This is a genomic window from Streptomyces cyanogenus (genome assembly GCF_017526105.1).
Lineage (GTDB): Bacteria > Actinomycetota > Actinomycetes > Streptomycetales > Streptomycetaceae > Streptomyces > Streptomyces cyanogenus.
Genome location: NZ_CP071839.1, coordinates 5,704,182 through 5,720,543, shown reverse-complemented (window position 1 = coordinate 5,720,543; position 16,362 = coordinate 5,704,182). Strand labels below are relative to the sequence as shown.

Here is a 16,362-nt window from a genome sequence, read left to right as displayed (position 1 = left end):
AGCCGGAGATCCGGACCCAACGGGAGGACCACACATGGCGTGGCTGCTGGTCATAGTGGCCGGACTTCTGGAGACCGGCTTCGCCGTGTGCCTGAAGCTCTCGCACGGGTTCACGCGCCTGTGGCCGACGATCGCCTTCGCGTCGTTCGCCCTCGGCAGCTTCGGTCTGCTCACCCTGTCCCTGAAGAAACTGGACGTCGGCCCCGCCTACGCCGTGTGGACCGGCATCGGCGCGGCGGGCACCGCGATCTACGGCATGGTCTTCCTCGGCGACCTGGTCTCCACCCTGAAGATCGTCTCCATCAGCCTGGTCATCGTCGGGGTCATCGGGCTGCAGCTGTCGGGCTCCGCCCACTGAGCGGCGCCGCCGGCCCGTCCCTCCCTTACGGCAGGCACCACCCACACCCGCGCGATGCGACGGGCCGCGCCGTCCCCCTCGTACCGACGAGGCCTGCGGCCGATCCGGCGGCCGTCACACCAGGTGCCGCGGGAGCACCGCCCGCACCAGCTGCTCCATCCCGCCCTCCCCCGGCGGCGCCGCCACGCAGGACAGGGCGAGGCGGACGACCAGCTCGCAGGAGCGCAGCAGCTCCGCGGTGTCGGCCGGGGCGGCGCCGGGGCCGGCCAGCGCGGTCGCGGCGCGGTCCCGGACGATCCGCACGAAGTCGCGGGGCGCTGGCAGCGGCCCGTCCGCCCGGCGCTGCGCCGGTACCGGCGAGGTGGAGGGTACGGCGGTGAGCGGCGGGCTCGGCAGCCGCTCGGTCCAGCAGCCGGTGAGCATGGCCCGGACCAGCGCGTTGTCCCGGGCGGCGGCGGCCGTCCACTCGGCGGTGGCGATCAGCCGGGCGGGTGCCCCGGCGGAGCCGGCGAGGGCCCGCTCGACACCGGCGAGGTATCCGTCGGCCTCCCGCCGCACCAGCGCCCGGGCCAGGCCGTCCTTGCTGCCGAACTCGTTGTAGAGGGTCTGCCGGGACACGCCCGCCGAGGCCGCCACGTCCACCATCCGCACCGCCGACCACGGCCGGCGCGCCAGCGCCGTGTACGCGGCCTCCAACAGCGATTCCCGGGCAGCAGGCATGCGCGCCTCCCTGGACCACAGCGACATTGTGCCCAGATTTGACGCCCTTGTATGCACTGTCAAGGGTTCACGGGGAAGTACGGGGGTGTGTTCGTCCGCCCCCCCGCGTGCGGGCACGGGGACGCTCCGCTCGCGCTTCCCGCGCCCCGGCGGAGCCGCGGTACCGCGCAGCCGTGTCACCCGGACCCCTGTAGCCCCGCACCGACCACGGCGGATACCGTTCGTTGCATGCCCGACTACCTGGACGACCTCCGCCTCGCCCACGTCCTCGCGGACGCGGCCGACGCCGCCACCACGGCCCGCTTCAAGGCCCTCGACCTGAAGGTGGAGACGAAGCCGGACATGACTCCGGTGAGCGAAGCGGACAAGGCGGCGGAAGAACTGATCCGCGGCCAGCTCCAGCGCGCCCGCCCCCGGGACGCCGTCCTCGGCGAGGAGTACGGTATCGAGGGCACCGGCCCCCGCCGCTGGGTGATCGACCCGATCGACGGCACCAAGAACTACGTCCGCGGCGTCCCCGTGTGGGCGACGCTGATCTCCCTGATGGAGGCCGGCGAGGGCGGCTACCAGCCCGTCGTCGGCGTCGTCTCCGCCCCCGCCCTCGGCCGACGCTGGTGGGCCGCGAAGGGCCACGGCGCCTTCACCGGCCGCAACCTGACCTCCGCGACCCGCATCCACGCCTCCCGCGTCGGCAAGCTCGCGGACGCCTCCTTCGCGTACTCCTCGCTGTCCGGCTGGGAGGAGCAGGGCCGCCTGGACGGCTTCCTGGACCTCACCCGCCAGGTGTGGCGCACGCGCGCGTACGGCGACTTCTGGCCGTACATGATGGTCGCCGAGGGGTCCGTGGACATCTGCGCCGAGCCCGAGTTGTCCCTGTGGGACATGGCCGCGAACGCGATCATCGTGACGGAGGCGGGTGGCACCTTCACCGGCCTCGACGGCCGCCCGGGCCCGCACAGCGGCAACGCGGCGGCGTCCAACGGCCTGCTCCACGACGAGTTGCTGGGGTATCTCAACCAGCGCCGCTGAGGCAGGGAGAAGCCCGCACACGCCCTCAACTCGCGTCGCACTCCCTCTTGTTGACCCTCCCTTTACCTGGCACTCTGGGCCCACCCCCACTTGTGAATTTGTGAATCCGTGAACCAGTCACGGGTTCCTAGGAGGTGGCCCATCCATGCTCGTCCGTGACGCCATGAGCTCGGTGATCCTCACCCTCGGCCCCACCCACACCCTCCGTCAGGCAGCAGCCCTGATGTCCGCCCGGCGCGTCGGCGCGGCCGTGGTCCTCGACCCGGAGGCCGGCGGCATCGGCATCCTCACCGAACGCGACATCCTCAACTCCGTCGGCCTCGGCCAGAATCCGGACTCGGAACGCACCCACGCCCACACCACCACCGACGTCGTCTTCGCCGCCCCGACCTGGACCCTGGAGGAGGCGGCCCGCGCCATGGCGCACGGCGGCTTCCGCCACCTGGTCGTCCTGGACCGCGGCGACGTGGCCGGGATCGTATCGGTCCGCGACATCATCCGCAGCTGGGTCCCGGCCCGCGAACCCGCGCCCGTGCCCTGAACGCACGAAGCGGGCCGGACCCCAGAGCACCGTGGGGTCCGGCCCGCCCGGCCGCGAAGGCGGCCGGCTCAGCCGCGCAGCGCCTGCACCGCCGCCTCCAGCCGCTTGCCGAAGTCGGCGTCGGCGTTGCGGAAGTTGCCGACCGCGCGCTCGACGATGTCCTCGCGGGAGACCTGGGAGAGGGCCCCCGCCAGGTTGGCGACGAGCCGCTCCTTCTCCTCCTCCGACATCAGCCGGTAGAGGTTGCCCGCCTGCACGAAGTCGTCGTCCTCGGCGTGCACGGGCGTCGGGTGGTCGCCGGTGCCGCCGGTGAAGCCGTCGAACGGCTGCCACAGCGGGCGGCCGGTCTGCTGCGGCCCGCCGAAGCTGTTCGGCTCGTAGTTCCTGGCACCGCCGTGCCGGCCGTCGTAGAGGAAGCCGTCCCGGGAGTTGGTGCGCGCCTCGGTGGCGTGCGGGCGGTTCACCGGCAGGTGGTCGGCGTTGATGCCGACGCGGTAGCGGTGCGCGTCGCCGTAGGCGAAGAGCCGCCCCTGGAGCATCTTGTCCGGGGACGGGCCGATGCCGGGCACGAAGTGCGCCGGGGAGAAGATCGACTGCTCGACCTCGGCGAAGACGTTCTGCGGGTTGCGGTTCAGCTCCAGCTTGCCGATCTCGGTGACCGGGTAGTCCGCGTGCGGCCACACCTTGGTCAGGTCGAACGGGTTGAAGCGGTACGTCGCCGCGTCCGCCGCCGGCATGATCTGCACGCCCACGGTCCAGCTCGGGAACTCGCCGCGCTCGATCGCCTCGCGCAGGTCGCGCTGGTGGGAGTCGGGGTCCTTGCCCGCGAGGGCCTCGGCCTCCTCGGCGGTGAGGTTCTTGATCCCCTGGTCGGTCTTGAAGTGGTACTTGACCCAGAAGACCTCGCCGGCGGCGTTGTTCCACTGGAAGGTGTGCGAGCCGAAGCCGTCCATGTGCCGGTACGACGCCGGGATGCCGCGGTCGCCGAACAGCCAGGTCACCTGGTGGGTCGACTCGGGCGACAGCGACCAGAAGTCCCACACGTTGTCGGCTTCCGTGGAGCCGGTGTACGGGTCGCGCTTCTGGGTGTGGATGAAGTCCGGGAACTTGATCGCGTCCCGGATGAAGAAGACCGGGGTGTTGTTGCCGACGAGGTCGTAGTTGCCCTCCTCCGTGTAGAACTTCAGCGCGAAGCCGCGCGGGTCCCGGACGGCGTCGGCAGCGCCGAGGTTGCCGGCCACGGTCGAGAAGCGCAGGAAGACCTCGGTCTGCTTGCCGACCTCGGAGAGGAAGGCCGCGCGCGTGTACGGGGTGACGTCGGCGGTCACGGTGAAGGTGCCGTACGCGCCGGCGCCGCGGGCGTGCACCACGCGCTCCGGGATGCGCTCACGGTTGAAGTGGGCCAGCTTCTCCAGCAGCAGCTGGTCCTGGACCAGGACCGGCCCGCCGACGCCCGCCGTCTCGCTGTTCTGGTTGTCGGCGACCGGAGCCCCGGCCTCCGTGGTGAGCGGTCCCTGCGTCACGTGCGCCTCCTGCATCAACACTGCCTAGTCCTGTCCTGTGGCCAAAGCCGGTCTCGATCCTACAATGGACTTTGTCTAAGTCAAACAGCGATCCAAAGTCACACCCATTCCCGATCTGGTGACCCTTCCTGTTAGGCTGGTGGCCATGAGCGACCTTCTGGAACGGCTGCGTGGACGCGGATGGCGGATGACCGCGCAGCGACGCGTGGTGGCCGAGGTCCTGAACGGCGAGCACGTCCACCTGACGGCGGACGAGGTCCATGCGCGGGCCGTCGCGAAGCTGCCCGAGATCTCCCGGGCGACCGTCTACAACACCCTGGGCGAGCTGGTCTCGCTCGGCGAGGTGCTGGAAGTCACGACGGACAAGCGCGCCAAGCGGTACGACCCGAACGCGCACCGCCCGCACCACCACCTGGTGTGTGCCCGGTGCGGCGCGATCCGCGACGTCCACCCCACCGGCAACCCCCTCGCCGACCTCCCCGACACCGAGCGCTTCGGCTTCACGGTCTCGGACGTCGAGGTGACGTACCGGGGGCTGTGCCCGAACTGCGCGGGCGCGTAGCACCCTCGCCTCCCCGGAGCCCCGGCAACCGCCGGGGCTCTTCTCGTGCGCGCACGAAGACGGCCAGGCTCTCCTCGTGAGACCGCCGGGCTGTCGGTGAACGCACAAAAAGCGAGGGCCGGAACCCATTTCTGGATTCCGGCCCTCGGCCTTCAGTAGCGGGGACAGGATTTGAACCTGCGACCTCTGGGTTATGAGCCCAGCGAGCTACCGAGCTGCTCCACCCCGCGTCGGTGAACACGACACTACGTGACTCCGGCGCCGGGATGCAAATCGCTTTCCCGGCCGCTCAGGCCGTGAGCTCCTCACGCAGCGCGTCCCGCAGCCGTCCCGCCCGCTCGGCCACCTCCGGCGGCCCCAGCGCCACGGCTCGGTCGGCCCACCGCTGCCCCTCGGCCAGCTCGCCGCGACGCGCGTAGACCAGGGCCAGCCGCAGCGCCGCCCGACCGTGCCCGGCGTCCGCGGCCCGGGCCCACCACACCGCCGCCTCCGGCTCGCTGCCCTCGCGGGCGAGCAGCAGCCCCAGGTTGAAGGCGCCGTTGCGGGAGCCCGCCTCGGCCGCCGCCCGGTACCACCGCGCCGCCTCCACCACGTCACCCCGTGCCGCCGCGAGCATGCCGACCCGGACCTGCGCCCGCCGGTGCCCCTGCGAGGCGGCACGCTCGTACCACTCCTCGCACTCGGTCTTCTCCTGCACGGTCTCGCCCAGCTCGTGCGCGGGCTCCGGCGGACGGCGCGCGTCGAGCAGGGCGGCCAGCCGGTATGCGCCCTCCGCGCTGCCGCCGCCCGCCGCACAGCGCAGATGCCGTTCGGCCTCCTGCTCGTCGCCCTCGATCAGCCGGGCGATCCCGACCTGGAGCGCCGCCTCGGCGTGCCCGGCGGCGGCCGCCTGCTCGTACCAGCGCAGCGCCGTCTCGTCCTCGCCGCGCCCGGCGTAGAGGATGCCGAGGTTGAACGCGGCGTCCACGCTGCCGGCCTCGGCGGCCTTGGAGAACCACGGCTCGGCCCCGGTGGTGTCGCCGCCCTGCAGCAGCAGGATGGCCAGCGCGTTCGCCGCCTCCCGGTGCCCGGCGTAGGCGGCCCGCCGGTACCACTGCTCGGCCTGGGCGGTCCGCCCCTGCTCGGCGCAGAGCAGCCCGAGGTTGTAGGCGCCGTTGTCGTCGCCGGCGTCCAGCGCGGCCCGGTACCAGCGTTCGGCGGTCTGGGTCTCGCCGCGCTCGGCGTGCAGCGCGCCCAGCGCGTTGGCCGCGTTGCCGTCGCCCTCCTGGGCGGCGCGCAGCCACCACACGGCCGCGCTCTCGGTGTCACCGGCGTCGCGGAGCAGGAAACCGAGCGCGCAGGCGGCCCGCGGCTCGCCGTCCTTGGCGGAGGTCAGGTACCAGCGCCCGGCCTCCTTCAGCTCGCCGCGCTTCTCCAGGATGGCCCCGAGGTGCAGCGCGGCCCGCCGGTGACCGCGCGCGGCGGCCTGCCGGTACCACTGCTCGGCCTCGGCGACAGCGTTGTCGGCGGCGGTCTCGTCCCCCGGTCCGGCCGTGCGGTCCAGGGCGCGTGCCAGCCGGTAGGCGGCCTCCCGGTGCCCGCGTTCGGCGGCGGCCCGCATCCAGTGCTCGGCGTCGGCGTCCCCGCGGTGCTCCAGCAGGTCGGCGAGCGCGTAGGCGCCGAGGACGTGGCCCTGCTCGGCGGACTGGCGCAGCCAGTACTCGGCGGCCGGCTCGTCCCCGCGCTCGCGGTGGTGACGGCCGAGCGCGTGCGCGGCGGCGGCGGAGCCGGCCACGGCGGCGATCCGCCACCAGCCGGCCGCCTCCTCGGCGTAACCGCGCTGGTGCAACAGGACGCCCAGGTTGTTGGCGGCGGCCCGGTCACCGGCCGCGGTGGCCGCGCGCAGATGGGGTTCGGCTCCGTCGAGGTCACCGCGGCGCAGCAGCATGGCCCCCAGCACACTCGCCGCCTCGGCGTCGCCGCTCTGCGCGGCGAGCGCGAGGCGCGTCTCCTCCCCGGCCTCCCCCATGTCCGCCATCTCGTCGCGGGCCGGCTCGATACCGGAAGGCTGCACAAATCGCCCTGTCTCGAACAGAGTTCCCTTGTCCCCCATAACGTCCATCGTCGCACCACCTGCAACCTGGGTACACCCGGTATACCGCAGCCCGTGAGGTCACTTCAGCGTTTTGTCGACATGCCCACAGGGAGACAAGTCAAACACATACCGCCCAACTCCCCACGGCGGCGCGGCCGTCACTCCCCCCTGTACATGAGTTCGCACACCACGAAGGCCCGGATCCTTGTTGGATCCGGGCCTTCGACTTCAGTAGCGGGGACAGGATTTGAACCTGCGACCTCTGGGTTATGAGCCCAGCGAGCTACCGAGCTGCTCCACCCCGCGCCGTTGCTGGTCAACCGTACCACGGCGCGGCGGCGGCTTGATCAGCTCTTGCCCGCTTCGCCCTTCTCCTCCGTCTTCCCGCTGTTCGCGCCGCTGGTCCGGCCGGCCTTGGACTGTGCGTCCTCGGCCCGCTTGAGCGCGTCCTGGAGATCCTTCTGTGCCTTGGCGTACGCGTCCCAGTCGGGCCCGTCCTTCAGCGCCTGCTGCCCGGCGTCGAAGGCCTTCTGGGCATCCTCCAGCGCCTGTTCGACCGTGGGGTTGCCGGTGCCCGGCGGGTTGGTGGTGCCGGTCTCCGGCGGTCTGGTCGAACTCTTCACCCCGAAGACCTCGTCGAGGGCCTCGTCCAGGGTGTTCTTGAAGGCGGTCTTGCCCTCGTAGGTGACCAGAACCTTCCTCAGCAACGGGTACTTGAGCGAACCACCGCGGACGTAGACGGGCTCCGCGTACAGCAGGCCCCCGTCCAGCGGCACGGTCAGCAGATTGCCGTACTCGACCTTCGAGTGGCCGCGGCTGAGGAGGCTGATGGTCTCGGCGATGGCCGATTCGGAGTTGAACTGGCTCTGGACCTGTTTGGGGCCGTCGACGGTCGTGTTCGTCGGCAGCTTCAGGACTCTGATCCTGCCGTAGTCGTCGGTGCGCGGATCGGAGTCCACGGCCATGAAGGCGCTGAGGTTGTCACGCTTGTTGGGGGTGAACGTCGTGGTCAGCGAGAACGCCTGGTCGTTCTGGCCCGGCATCTTCATGCTCAGGTAGTACGGCGGCACCGCGCTGCCCGAGTTGTTCGTCGGGTCGTCCGGGACCTGCCACACCTCGCTGCCGGTCAGGAAGGTCTGCGCGTCCGTCACGTGGTAGCGGGTGAGCAGCTCGCGCTGGACCTTGAACAGGTCCTGCGGATAGCGCAGATGGTCCATCAGCTCGGCGGAGATCGCGGTGCGCGGCTGCACCGTGTCGGGGAAGGCCTTCATCCAGGTCTTCAGCACCGGGTCCTGGGTGTCCCACTGGTACAGCTTGACCTCGCCGGTGTACGCGTCGACCGTCGCCTTCACCGAGTTGCGGATGTAGTTGACCTGGTTCTGCTGGGCCACCACCGCGCGCGAGTCGTTAGTGGCGGTCAGCGAGTCGGCCGTCGTGTCGCCGAGGGTCGTACGGGAGGAGTACGGGTAGCCGTTCGACGTCGTGTACGCGTCGACGATCCACTGGATGCGGTGGTCCACGACCGCCGGGTAGGCGTCGCCGTCGATGGTCAGCCAGGGGGCGACCGCCTCCACGCGCTCCTTGGGCGTGCGGTTGTACAGGATCCGCGAGCCCTTGCCGATCGCGCCCGAGTAGAGGATCTGCGGCTCGTTGAACGCCACCGCGTACGCGGCCCGGTTGACCGGGTTGTCGAGGTTGACCCCGCTCTTGCCCTGGTAGCTGGTGGTCATCTCGCGCTCGTTGTCGGAGTAGTCGACCTCCTTCTGGGGGCCTCCGACGATCGAGTACGCGGTGGTCTTCTCGCCGTAGTAGATCCGCTGCTCGTAGCTCCCGAGGTCGCCCTGGGAGGGCAGGTTCTTCTCGGTGAAGACCGGCCGGCCCTCGGGGTCGGCCTCGGTGCCCTTGGCGGCCACCACGCCGAAGCCGTGGGTGTAACGGAAGTGGTCGTTGATCCAGTTGTTCTTCGGGATGCCGTCCAGGTTGAGTTCCCGCAGACCGATGACGGTGTCCTGCTCCTTGCCGTCCTTGGGGTACCGGTCGACGTCGAGGTTGGTCGGGAACCCGTAGTAGGCCTTGATCTGCTGGAGCTGCTGGAACGTCGGCGAGACGACGTTGGGGTCCATGATGCGGATGCTGGCCGTGGCGTCGACCTGGTCGCGCAGCCTGGTCTTGTCCGTGGTCGTGGACTTGCCCGGGTACTCGGTGACCTGGGTGTCGTCGATGCCGTACGCCTGGCGGGTCGCCTTCAGGTTCTTCTGGACGTACGGCGCCTCCTTCGCCTGCTCGTTCGGCTGGACCTGGAACTTCTGCACGATGGCCGGGTACAGGCCGCCGATCAGGATCGCCGACAGGACCATCAGGCCGAAGCCGATGACGGGCAGCTGCCAGGTGCGCCGCCACAGGGTGGCGAAGAACAGCAGGGCGCAGATGACGGCGATGCAGAACAGGATCGTCTTGGCCGGCAGATAGGCGTTGGCGTCGACGTAGCGCAGGCCGGTCCAGTTGTCGGTCGCCTTGAAGTCGCTGGACTTGACCGCGAGGCCGTACCGGTCGAGCCAGTAGGCGACCGCCTTGAGGGCGACGAAGATGCCGAGCAGCACCGAGAGGTGTCCGGTCGCGGCGGCGGTGGCGCGCGCGCCCGGGCTGGTGATGCGCAGCCCGCCGTACAGGTAGTGGGTGAGCGCGGCGGCGATCAGGCACAGGATGGCGGCGGCGAAGCCGAAGCCCAGCAGGAAGCGGTACCAGGGCAGGTCGAAGGCGTAGAAGGAGACGTCCAGGTGGAACTGGGGGTCCTTCTCGTGGAAGGACACGCCGTTCACCCACATCAGCCAGGTCCGCCACTGGCTCGACGCGGAGGCGCCCGCGATCAGCCCGACCAGCGCGGTGACGGCGAGCAGCAGCCACGTCTTGTACGGCGCGATGGCCATGCGGTAGCGGTCGAGGCTCTGCTGTTCCATGGACATGGCGCTGAGCGGGGGCCGCAGCCGGTGCGCGAGCCAGATGTTGAGGCCGACCGCAGCCGCCATCAGCAGGCCGAAGACGAAGAACAGCCCGATCTTGGTCGACAGGGTGGTGGTGAACACGGACGAGTAGTGCACCGACCGGTACCACAGCCAGTCCGTCCAGAAGCCCGCGAACATGGTGAACGCCATGCCGAGGACGGCGAGGACGCCCAGTGTCACGAGCAGGGTCCTCACCCTCCGGGACGGGCGGCCCGCTCTGATCCGTGGCCCCGTCGGGCCTCCGCCGCGGTCCGGCATCTGGAAAGCCAAGGTGCGCACCTCGAAGTTCGCTGTCGATCCGTCAGACCCTCGGGTTCGCGGGCCCGCCGTGGCCCCCCGTGATCGCGGGCCCACACCCTATGCAACTTACTCACGGTTTACTCGGTTCCCGATTCCGGCCCTGAACGAGGCAGGATTGTGACCATGTCCAACACTCCCATGGCAGCGAGCCCGCTCACCCGGGCCGTACTCGAGATCGACGAGTACGTCTCCGGCCTCGGCTGGGACCGGCCCGCTCGCCTTTTCGCCCTCGTAGACACCGCACGGCTGCGGGCTCAGGAACCGTCGCTCGCGGCCCAGCTGGGCCTGGAGGACGAGTCCGAGACCGTCGGTCTCACCCCGATCGAGCAGGACGAGATCCCGTCCGGCAAGCCGCTCGACGAGTTCCTCGGCACCATCGCCTGGCCGGACGCGGTGGCCGGCTGCGCGCTCACCGTGGAGCGCCTGATGCTGCCGCCGTCCGCGGAGGCCCAGGTCCCCTCCGGTCTGGACGAGGCCGGGCTGGCGACGTGGGTGGCCGAGCACCCCGAGCGCCAGGAGGTCCGGATGACGGTGGCCGTGCTGCGCGACGGCAGCCGCGAGTCGGCGCTGCGGCTGCGCGAGAAGGACTCCCCGACGGAGGTCCTGACCGGCCCCGACCTGGTGCCGGGCCTGGCGGAGGCCCTGGCGGCGACCTTCGCCGACTGATCCCGTCCCATGCCACGACGACGGGGGCGCCCCTGGTGATCGGGGAGCGCCCCCCGCCGTGTCAGGGCCCGCTCAGCCCTTGGTGGTGCACTTGGGCAGGGCGGCGGTGTCGCCGCTGCGGATGTCCTTCAGCGCGCCGAGCGCGTCACCGATGGTCTTGACCTTGACCAGGGTGAGTCCGCTCGGGGTGTCCTTGGCGGCCGCGGCGCAGTTGTCGGCGGGGGTCAGGAAGTACCGGGCGCCCTTGTCGCGCGCGCCGACGGTCTTCATCTCGACGCCGCCGATGGGGCCGACCGTGCCGTTGTCGTCGATGGTGCCGGTGCCGGCGACGAAGGTGCCGCCGGTGAGGTCGCCCGGGGTGAGCTTGTCGTAGATCCCGAGGGCGAACATCAGGCCGGCGCTGGGCCCGCCGACATCGGCGAGCTTGATGTCGATGGAGAACGGGAAGGTGTGGTCGGTCCCGGCGGAGATGCCGACGATGGCCCGCTTGGCGCCGCTGTCGTCGGAGGTCGCGGTGGTGATGGTGACGTCCTGTGTCCGGCTCGCCGTCCTGTGGGCCTTCTCGGCGGCGGCCTGCTCCTTGGCGGGGACGACGGTGAAGACGACCTTCTGTCCGGGCTTGTGCTTGGTCACCAGCTTGGCGACGTCGGCCGGCTGCTTGACGGCCGCGCCGTCGACGGCCTTGATCACGTCACCGGCGTGCAGCCTGCCCTCGGCCGGGGAGCCCTTGACGACCGTGGAGACGATCACCCAGGACCGCACCGGGATGCCCAGCTCCTTCAGCGCGGCGACCTTGGCGCTCTCCTGGGACTGGCTGAACTCCTCGGCGTTCTCCTGGGTGGACTGCTCCTCCGTCTTGCCGTCCGGGTAGAGCGTGTCGTGCGGGACGATCCTGCTGTCGTGCGCGAGCCAGCCGTAGACGGCCTCGACGAGGTTCATCCGGTAGCCGGCGCTGGTGACCCGGACGGTGGTCATGTTGAGGTGGCCGTCCGCCGGATAGGTCTTGTGCCCGGAGATCTGCAGCACCGGCTCTCCGTCGTGCTCCCCGAGCGTGTTCACGGTGGGGCCGGGAGACATCTCCGCGTACGGCACGGGGATGAGCACTCCCGCGCACAGGAGCGCGATCAGCATCAGGGTCGAGGCGAGCATCGTCGCGGTGCGGCGTGGCATGCCACGACAGTACGGGACGCCTCTGTCAGCGCACCGTCAGGGCACCCCCGTCACGCGCCGCGCGCACCCGTGCGGGACTTCTCCATGGCTTCCCGGAACCGGGCGTATCCGTCCAGCTCAGGGCCGTCGCTGCGGGCCTTCCGGGTCCGGTTCGCCCAACTGCCCCACAGTCCACCGCCGATCGCAGCCACAAGCGGAATCAGCAGCCAGACAAGCACCCCCATGCCGACCTCCATACGCCATGAGCGTCCGCAACTGACTGATCAGCAGATTAACCATCCGTACGGACAACGCTCACGCGAGGGTGCCGGTTACGCAACCGGAGGGATTGTGTGCCCGGTGTGACACGTTCGGAGCAGCCTCAGCAGGCGCCGACCCACTCCTCGGTGCCGTCGGAGAACTTCTGGTGCTTCCAGATGGGCACCTCGTGCTTGAGGTCGTCGATCAGCTTGCGGCAGGCGTCGAAGGCCTCCGCGCGGTGCGGGCAGGCCACGGCGACGACGACGGCGAGGTCACCCACCCGGAGGTCGCCCACCCGGTGGACGGCGGCCAGCGCCCGCACGGGGTGGTCCGCGACGACCTTCTCGGCGATCCGGCGCATCTCGGCCTCGGCGCTGGGGTGGCACGAGTAGCCGAGCGCGTCCACGTCGGCGCCCCCGTCGTGGTTGCGCACGGTGCCCACGAACAGCGCGATGCCCCCGGCGGCGGCGTCCCCGACGGCACGGAACACCTCGTCGACGGAGAGCGGCGTCTCGCGGACGGCGATCAGCTTGATGGGATCCTGGGCCGCCCGCTCACCGGGGTGGTCGTTCGTGTGTGCCATGCGTCCATCGTGCCGTACGCCTCGGACATCGGGAATGCGAGATTCACCAGGTACGCGCGCGGGGCGTTTTGGAGCGTCCTACGACGTGACCGCGAGCCGCCCGCGGCGGTGCCGGACGCCTGGGGCGCGCCGCCGGGCCTTGCGGGCCGCCGTACGACCCGGTGCCGGACCTCTCCGACGCGCCCCCAGGCCTTGCGACGTCCGCCGTACGACCCCGGGGCCCCAGGTCTTGTGACGTCCGCCGTACGACCCCGGGGCCGGGCCTCTCCGACGCACCCCCAGGCCTTGCAGGCCCCCACCGTACGACCCCGGTGCCGGGCCTGTCAGACGCGCCGCCGGGCCTTGCGGGCCCGTCGTACGACGGCCGCCGCGCCCAGCAGGGCGACGGTCGCGCCGGCCGCGCCGGCCGCCGTGGCGTCCTTGCGTCCCAGCCGCCGGCCGGCCACGGTGTGCCGCCCGGACACCTCCTCCAGCAGTTCGGCGAGGACCTCCTCGTTGGTCCACTGCGGCCGCCATCCGGCGTCGTGCAGCCGGCTGCCGCTGACCACCCAGGGGTACATCGTGTAGGCGAGGTCGCCCGCCGGGGAGGGGGTGAGGCCGATCCGGTGCAGCCGGGCCGCCGCGCCGAGCGCGACCGCCGAGGGCAGCTCCATCCGCCGGATGCCGCTCAGCTCCTCGACCTCCTCCTGTTCCAGCCACCCGTCGCAGCCGACGGCCAGCTCACCCTCGACCTTCTCCAGGACGGCGTACTCCAGGGCGCTGCACAGGTCCTCGACGTGGCAGAACTGCCACGCGGGCCGCGACCCGGCCACGACCAGCAGCCGCGGTGACTCGAAGTACCTGGTCAGCGCGGTGTCGGTGCCGCCGACGAGGACGGCCGGCCGGACCACGGTGACGTTGAGCCCCGGATGCGCGCGCGGCGCCCGGCGCGCCAGCCGCTCGATCTCCAGCAGGTCGCCGACCCCGGTCGCCTCGGCGGTGGCGCGCAGCTCGGCGTCCTCCGACAGGGGCAGCTCGTTGTCCGGGAGCGCGCCGTAGACCATCGACGAGGTGCACAGCACCACGCGGTGCACCCCGGCCGCCGCCGCCGCGGTCAGGACGGTCTGGGTCCCCCGGACGTTGTAAGCCGTGCGTGCCGCCGGATCGGTCTCCAGATTGAGGTCGAGCGCGAGGTGGACGACGACGTCGGCGCCGCGCAGTTTGTCCGCGATGGCGGGGTCGCGCACGTCGAGGATGTGCCACTGGGCGTCGGCGCACTCGCCGCGCCGCTCGTCGATGGCGAGGACCTGTTTGATCTCCTCGGAGGCGGCGAGCCGCTCGGTGAGCAGGGCGCCGACCCCGGTGGCGGCGCCGGTCACCGCGACGACGGGCCCGCGCACGGCAGGAGGGGTTGAGGGGTTTCGCGCTGCGCGAACCTGCGGATCTGGGGAACTCACCGGGCGTCTCCAGCGGTTGTCTTCAGTACGGGCGCGAGTGACGCGTACGTACCAGGTGCATCCATCCTGCCGCAGGCCTTCCGCAGGCGAAGCACCGAGGCCCGATCGGGTTCAGGTGTCTACGCTGGGTGGTGTTGTCGGGCAGCCGCGCCGCCGGATCGCAACCGGTGGCCTTACCAGCCGAGGAATCCCGTGAGTGACACCCCATTCGGTTTCGGCCTTCCGCCGGAGGAGCCGGAGGACGGCGACGAGGGCAAGAAGAAGGACCAGCAGAGCGGTGGTGGGCAGGGACCGGCCAATCCGTTCGGTTTCGGCGGCCTGCCCGGAGCCGGCGGCTTTGGCGGCCCCGGCGCCGACAACCCGCTCGCAGCCATGTTCGGTTCCCTGAACCCCACCGACCTGGGCGCCGCGTTCCAGCAGCTCGGCCAGATGCTCTCGTACGAGGGCGGGCCGGTGAACTGGGACATGGCCAAGCAGATCGCCCGCCAGACGGTCGCGCAGGGCGCGCAGGACGGCTCGAAGGACGCCAGCGTCGGCCCGGCCGAGCGCAAGGCGGTCGAGGAGGCCGTCCGGCTGGCCGACCTGTGGCTGGACGACGCGACGTCCCTGCCGTCGGGTTCCGGCTCGGCGGTGGCCTGGTCGCGCGCGGAGTGGGTGGAGGCGACCCTGCCCGCCTGGCAGGAGCTGGTCGACCCGGTCGCCGAGCGGGTCGGCGCGGCCATGGGCGATGTTCTGCCGGAGGAGATGCAGGCCATGGCGGGCCCGCTGATCGGCATGATGCGCTCGATGGGCGGTGCCATGTTCGGCACGCAGATCGGGCAGGCCGTGGGCGTGCTCGCGGGCGAGGTCGTCGGCTCGACCGACATCGGTCTGCCGCTGGGCCCGGCCGGCCGGGCGGCGCTGCTGCCGGCGAACGTGGAGGCGTTCGGCCGGGACCTGGGCGTGCCGCAGGAGGAGGTGCGGCTCTACCTGGCCCTGCGCGAGGCCGCCCACCAGCGTCTGTTCGCGCACGTGCCGTGGCTGCGCTCGCACCTGTTCGGCGCGGTCGACGGCTACGCGCGCGGGATCAAGGTCGACACGGCCAAGCTGGAGGACGTGGTCGGCCAGTTCGACCCGCAGAACCCCGAGCAGCTGCAGGACGCGCTCCAGCAGGGCATGTTCCAGCCGGAGGACACGCCCGAGCAGAAGGCCGCCCTGGCCCGTCTGGAGACCGCTCTGGCGCTCGTGGAGGGCTGGGTGGACGCGGTGGTCCACGCCGCCGCGAAGCCGCGCCTGGGGTCCGCCGACGCCCTGCGCGAGACGCTGCGGCGCCGCCGGGCCACCGGTGGCCCGGCGGAGCAGACGTTCGCCACGCTGATCGGTCTGGAACTGCGCCCGCGCCGGCTGCGGGACGCCTCCCGCCTGTGGGCGTCGCTGACGGACGCGCGCGGGGTGGACGGCCGGGACGGCCTGTGGGCCCACCCGGACATGCTGCCGACCGCGACCGACCTCGACGACCCGGACGGTTTCGTCCACCGCGAGCAGCTGGACTTCTCCGAGCTGGACAAGATGCTCGGCGAGGCGGCGAGCGGCTCGCACGGCAAGCCGGACCTGCGCAAGAAGGACGACGGCGAGACCGAGGGCGACGACGCCGAGTGAGCCTGTACGACGACGCGGTCCTCGTCCTGAAGGGGTACGAGGGCCAGGAAGAGCTGCGCCAGGCCTACCTGGACCACCTGTCCGCCCACCCGGACGGCATGTGGAAGGCCTGCCACGCGGGTCATGTCACGGCCAGTGCCCTGGTGATCGACCCGGAGCGCGGCCGGGTGCTGCTCACGCTGCACCGGAAGCTGCGGATGTGGCTGCAGATGGGCGGCCACTGCGAGCCGGGCGACCCGACGCTGGCGGCGGCGGCCCTGCGCGAGGCGACGGAGGAGTCCGGCATCTCCGGGCTGACGCTGCTGCCCGGCGGCCCGGTGCGGCTGGACCGGCATCCGATCCCGGCGCCGTGCCACTGGCACTTCGACGTCCAGTACGCGGTCCTCGCCCCGCCCGGCGCGGTGCAGGAGATCAGCGACGAGTCCCTGGACCTGCGCTGGTACGCCTACGACGAGGTGGCGGGCGTAGCCGACGAGTCCGTCGTACGCCTGCTGGAGGCGACGCGCGCCAGGCTCTGACG

The 16,362-nt window shown here is 71.5% G+C and carries 15 protein-coding genes and 2 tRNA genes; 7 read left to right on the top strand and 10 right to left on the bottom strand.

The genetic code is table 11. From position 1 onward, the window contains the following. Nucleotides 1–34: 34 nt before the first annotated feature. Nucleotides 35–358 carry a DMT family transporter gene (locus S1361_RS25865; RefSeq protein ID WP_208034153.1) on the top strand — a complete coding sequence of 108 codons (324 nt, stop codon included), beginning with the start codon at nucleotides 35–37 and terminating at the stop codon, nucleotides 356–358. A 114-nt stretch (nucleotides 359–472) separates the two neighbouring features. On the opposite strand, the gene S1361_RS25860 is transcribed toward S1361_RS25865, so the two are convergent. Then, nucleotides 473–1,078 (bottom strand): TetR/AcrR family transcriptional regulator, encoded by a 606-nt coding sequence (locus S1361_RS25860; RefSeq protein WP_208034152.1) that lies wholly within the window; start codon nucleotides 1,076–1,078, stop codon nucleotides 473–475. Nucleotides 1,079–1,306: 228 nt separating this feature from the next. Between S1361_RS25860 and hisN the strand changes: the two genes are divergently transcribed. Both hisN and S1361_RS25850 read left to right on the top strand, forming a co-directional pair. After that, entirely contained in the window at nucleotides 1,307–2,107 is an 801-nt protein-coding gene (hisN, locus tag S1361_RS25855) for a histidinol-phosphatase (protein WP_208034151.1), read from the top strand. Nucleotides 2,108–2,252: 145 nt separating this feature from the next. Beyond that, complete coding sequence (locus S1361_RS25850) at nucleotides 2,253–2,648, top strand: CBS domain-containing protein (RefSeq protein ID WP_208034150.1); 396 nt, start codon at nucleotides 2,253–2,255, stop codon at nucleotides 2,646–2,648. A gap of 68 nt (nucleotides 2,649–2,716) precedes the next feature. On the opposite strand, the gene S1361_RS25845 is transcribed toward S1361_RS25850, so the two are convergent. Further along, entirely contained in the window at nucleotides 2,717–4,171 is a 1,455-nt protein-coding gene (locus tag S1361_RS25845) for a catalase (protein WP_208034149.1), read from the bottom strand. A gap of 145 nt (nucleotides 4,172–4,316) precedes the next feature. On the opposite strand from S1361_RS25845, the gene S1361_RS25840 reads away from it, so the two are divergent. Next, nucleotides 4,317–4,733: a Fur family transcriptional regulator gene (locus S1361_RS25840; protein ID WP_171152985.1), complete on the top strand. Its 417-nt coding sequence runs from the start codon at nucleotides 4,317–4,319 to the stop codon at nucleotides 4,731–4,733. A 156-nt stretch (nucleotides 4,734–4,889) separates the two neighbouring features. Here S1361_RS25840 and S1361_RS25835 read toward each other — a convergent pair. From S1361_RS25835 to S1361_RS25820, 4 genes are all read right to left on the bottom strand, one after another. Beyond that, nucleotides 4,890–4,963 (bottom strand) — tRNA-Met (locus S1361_RS25835). Nucleotides 4,964–5,022: 59 nt separating this feature from the next. After that, a complete protein-coding gene (locus S1361_RS25830; RefSeq protein ID WP_208034148.1) occupies nucleotides 5,023–6,834 on the bottom strand; it encodes a tetratricopeptide repeat protein in 1,812 nt (603 codons plus the stop codon). A 205-nt stretch (nucleotides 6,835–7,039) separates the two neighbouring features. Then, a tRNA-Met gene (locus S1361_RS25825) sits at nucleotides 7,040–7,113 on the bottom strand. A 41-nt stretch (nucleotides 7,114–7,154) separates the two neighbouring features. After that, nucleotides 7,155–10,067: a UPF0182 family membrane protein gene (locus S1361_RS25820; protein WP_243769554.1), complete on the bottom strand. Its 2,913-nt coding sequence runs from the start codon at nucleotides 10,065–10,067 to the stop codon at nucleotides 7,155–7,157. A 165-nt stretch (nucleotides 10,068–10,232) separates the two neighbouring features. On the opposite strand from S1361_RS25820, the gene S1361_RS25815 reads away from it, so the two are divergent. Beyond that, nucleotides 10,233–10,775, top strand: a complete 543-nt coding sequence (locus S1361_RS25815) for a PPA1309 family protein (protein WP_208034146.1) — start codon at nucleotides 10,233–10,235, stop codon at nucleotides 10,773–10,775. 72 nt (nucleotides 10,776–10,847) lie between these two features. Here S1361_RS25815 and S1361_RS25810 read toward each other — a convergent pair whose 3' ends face one another. The 4 genes from S1361_RS25810 to S1361_RS25795 form a co-directional block, all read right to left on the bottom strand. Continuing rightward, entirely contained in the window at nucleotides 10,848–11,945 is a 1,098-nt protein-coding gene (locus S1361_RS25810; RefSeq protein WP_208034145.1) for a YlbL family protein, read from the bottom strand. A 50-nt stretch (nucleotides 11,946–11,995) separates the two neighbouring features. Continuing rightward, nucleotides 11,996–12,169: a hypothetical protein gene (locus S1361_RS25805; RefSeq protein ID WP_208034144.1), complete on the bottom strand. Its 174-nt coding sequence runs from the start codon at nucleotides 12,167–12,169 to the stop codon at nucleotides 11,996–11,998. Between the two features lie 137 nt (nucleotides 12,170–12,306). Further along, nucleotides 12,307–12,768: a molybdenum cofactor biosynthesis protein MoaE gene (locus tag S1361_RS25800; protein ID WP_208034143.1), complete on the bottom strand. Its 462-nt coding sequence runs from the start codon at nucleotides 12,766–12,768 to the stop codon at nucleotides 12,307–12,309. A gap of 323 nt (nucleotides 12,769–13,091) precedes the next feature. Next, entirely contained in the window at nucleotides 13,092–14,204 is a 1,113-nt protein-coding gene (locus S1361_RS25795) for an SDR family oxidoreductase (RefSeq protein ID WP_208034142.1), read from the bottom strand. A gap of 192 nt (nucleotides 14,205–14,396) precedes the next feature. Here S1361_RS25795 and S1361_RS25790 point away from each other — a divergent pair, with 192 nt between their 5' ends. Further along, the gene (locus S1361_RS25790) at nucleotides 14,397–15,842 is read left to right on the top strand and encodes a zinc-dependent metalloprotease (protein ID WP_208034141.1); all 1,446 of its coding nucleotides are present in this window, start codon (nucleotides 14,397–14,399) and stop codon (nucleotides 15,840–15,842) included. Then, nucleotides 15,839–16,360: an NUDIX hydrolase gene (locus S1361_RS25785; RefSeq protein WP_208034140.1), complete on the top strand. Its 522-nt coding sequence runs from the start codon at nucleotides 15,839–15,841 to the stop codon at nucleotides 16,358–16,360. The genes S1361_RS25790 and S1361_RS25785 overlap by 4 nt, the downstream gene beginning before the upstream one ends. Nucleotides 16,361–16,362: the final 2 nt, after the last annotated feature.

What these genes read in the sequence shown, in the direction of transcription:
- S1361_RS25865 (WP_208034153.1), top strand. Translation starts at nt 35, where the DNA reads ATGGCGTGGCTGCTGGTCATAGTGGCCGGACTTCTGGAGACCGGCTTC.
- S1361_RS25860 (WP_208034152.1), bottom strand. Translation starts at nt 1,078, where the DNA reads ATGCCTGCTGCCCGGGAATCGCTGTTGGAGGCCGCGTACACGGCGCTG.
- hisN (WP_208034151.1), top strand. Translation starts at nt 1,307, where the DNA reads ATGCCCGACTACCTGGACGACCTCCGCCTCGCCCACGTCCTCGCGGAC.
- S1361_RS25850 (WP_208034150.1), top strand. Translation starts at nt 2,253, where the DNA reads ATGCTCGTCCGTGACGCCATGAGCTCGGTGATCCTCACCCTCGGCCCC.
- S1361_RS25840 (WP_171152985.1), top strand. Translation starts at nt 4,317, where the DNA reads ATGAGCGACCTTCTGGAACGGCTGCGTGGACGCGGATGGCGGATGACC.
- S1361_RS25830 (WP_208034148.1), bottom strand. Translation starts at nt 6,834, where the DNA reads ATGGACGTTATGGGGGACAAGGGAACTCTGTTCGAGACAGGGCGATTT.
- S1361_RS25820 (WP_243769554.1), bottom strand. Translation starts at nt 10,067, where the DNA reads ATGCCGGACCGCGGCGGAGGCCCGACGGGGCCACGGATCAGAGCGGGC.
- S1361_RS25815 (WP_208034146.1), top strand. Translation starts at nt 10,233, where the DNA reads ATGTCCAACACTCCCATGGCAGCGAGCCCGCTCACCCGGGCCGTACTC.
- S1361_RS25810 (WP_208034145.1), bottom strand. Translation starts at nt 11,945, where the DNA reads ATGCCACGCCGCACCGCGACGATGCTCGCCTCGACCCTGATGCTGATC.
- S1361_RS25805 (WP_208034144.1), bottom strand. Translation starts at nt 12,169, where the DNA reads ATGGGGGTGCTTGTCTGGCTGCTGATTCCGCTTGTGGCTGCGATCGGC.
- S1361_RS25800 (WP_208034143.1), bottom strand. Translation starts at nt 12,768, where the DNA reads ATGGCACACACGAACGACCACCCCGGTGAGCGGGCGGCCCAGGATCCC.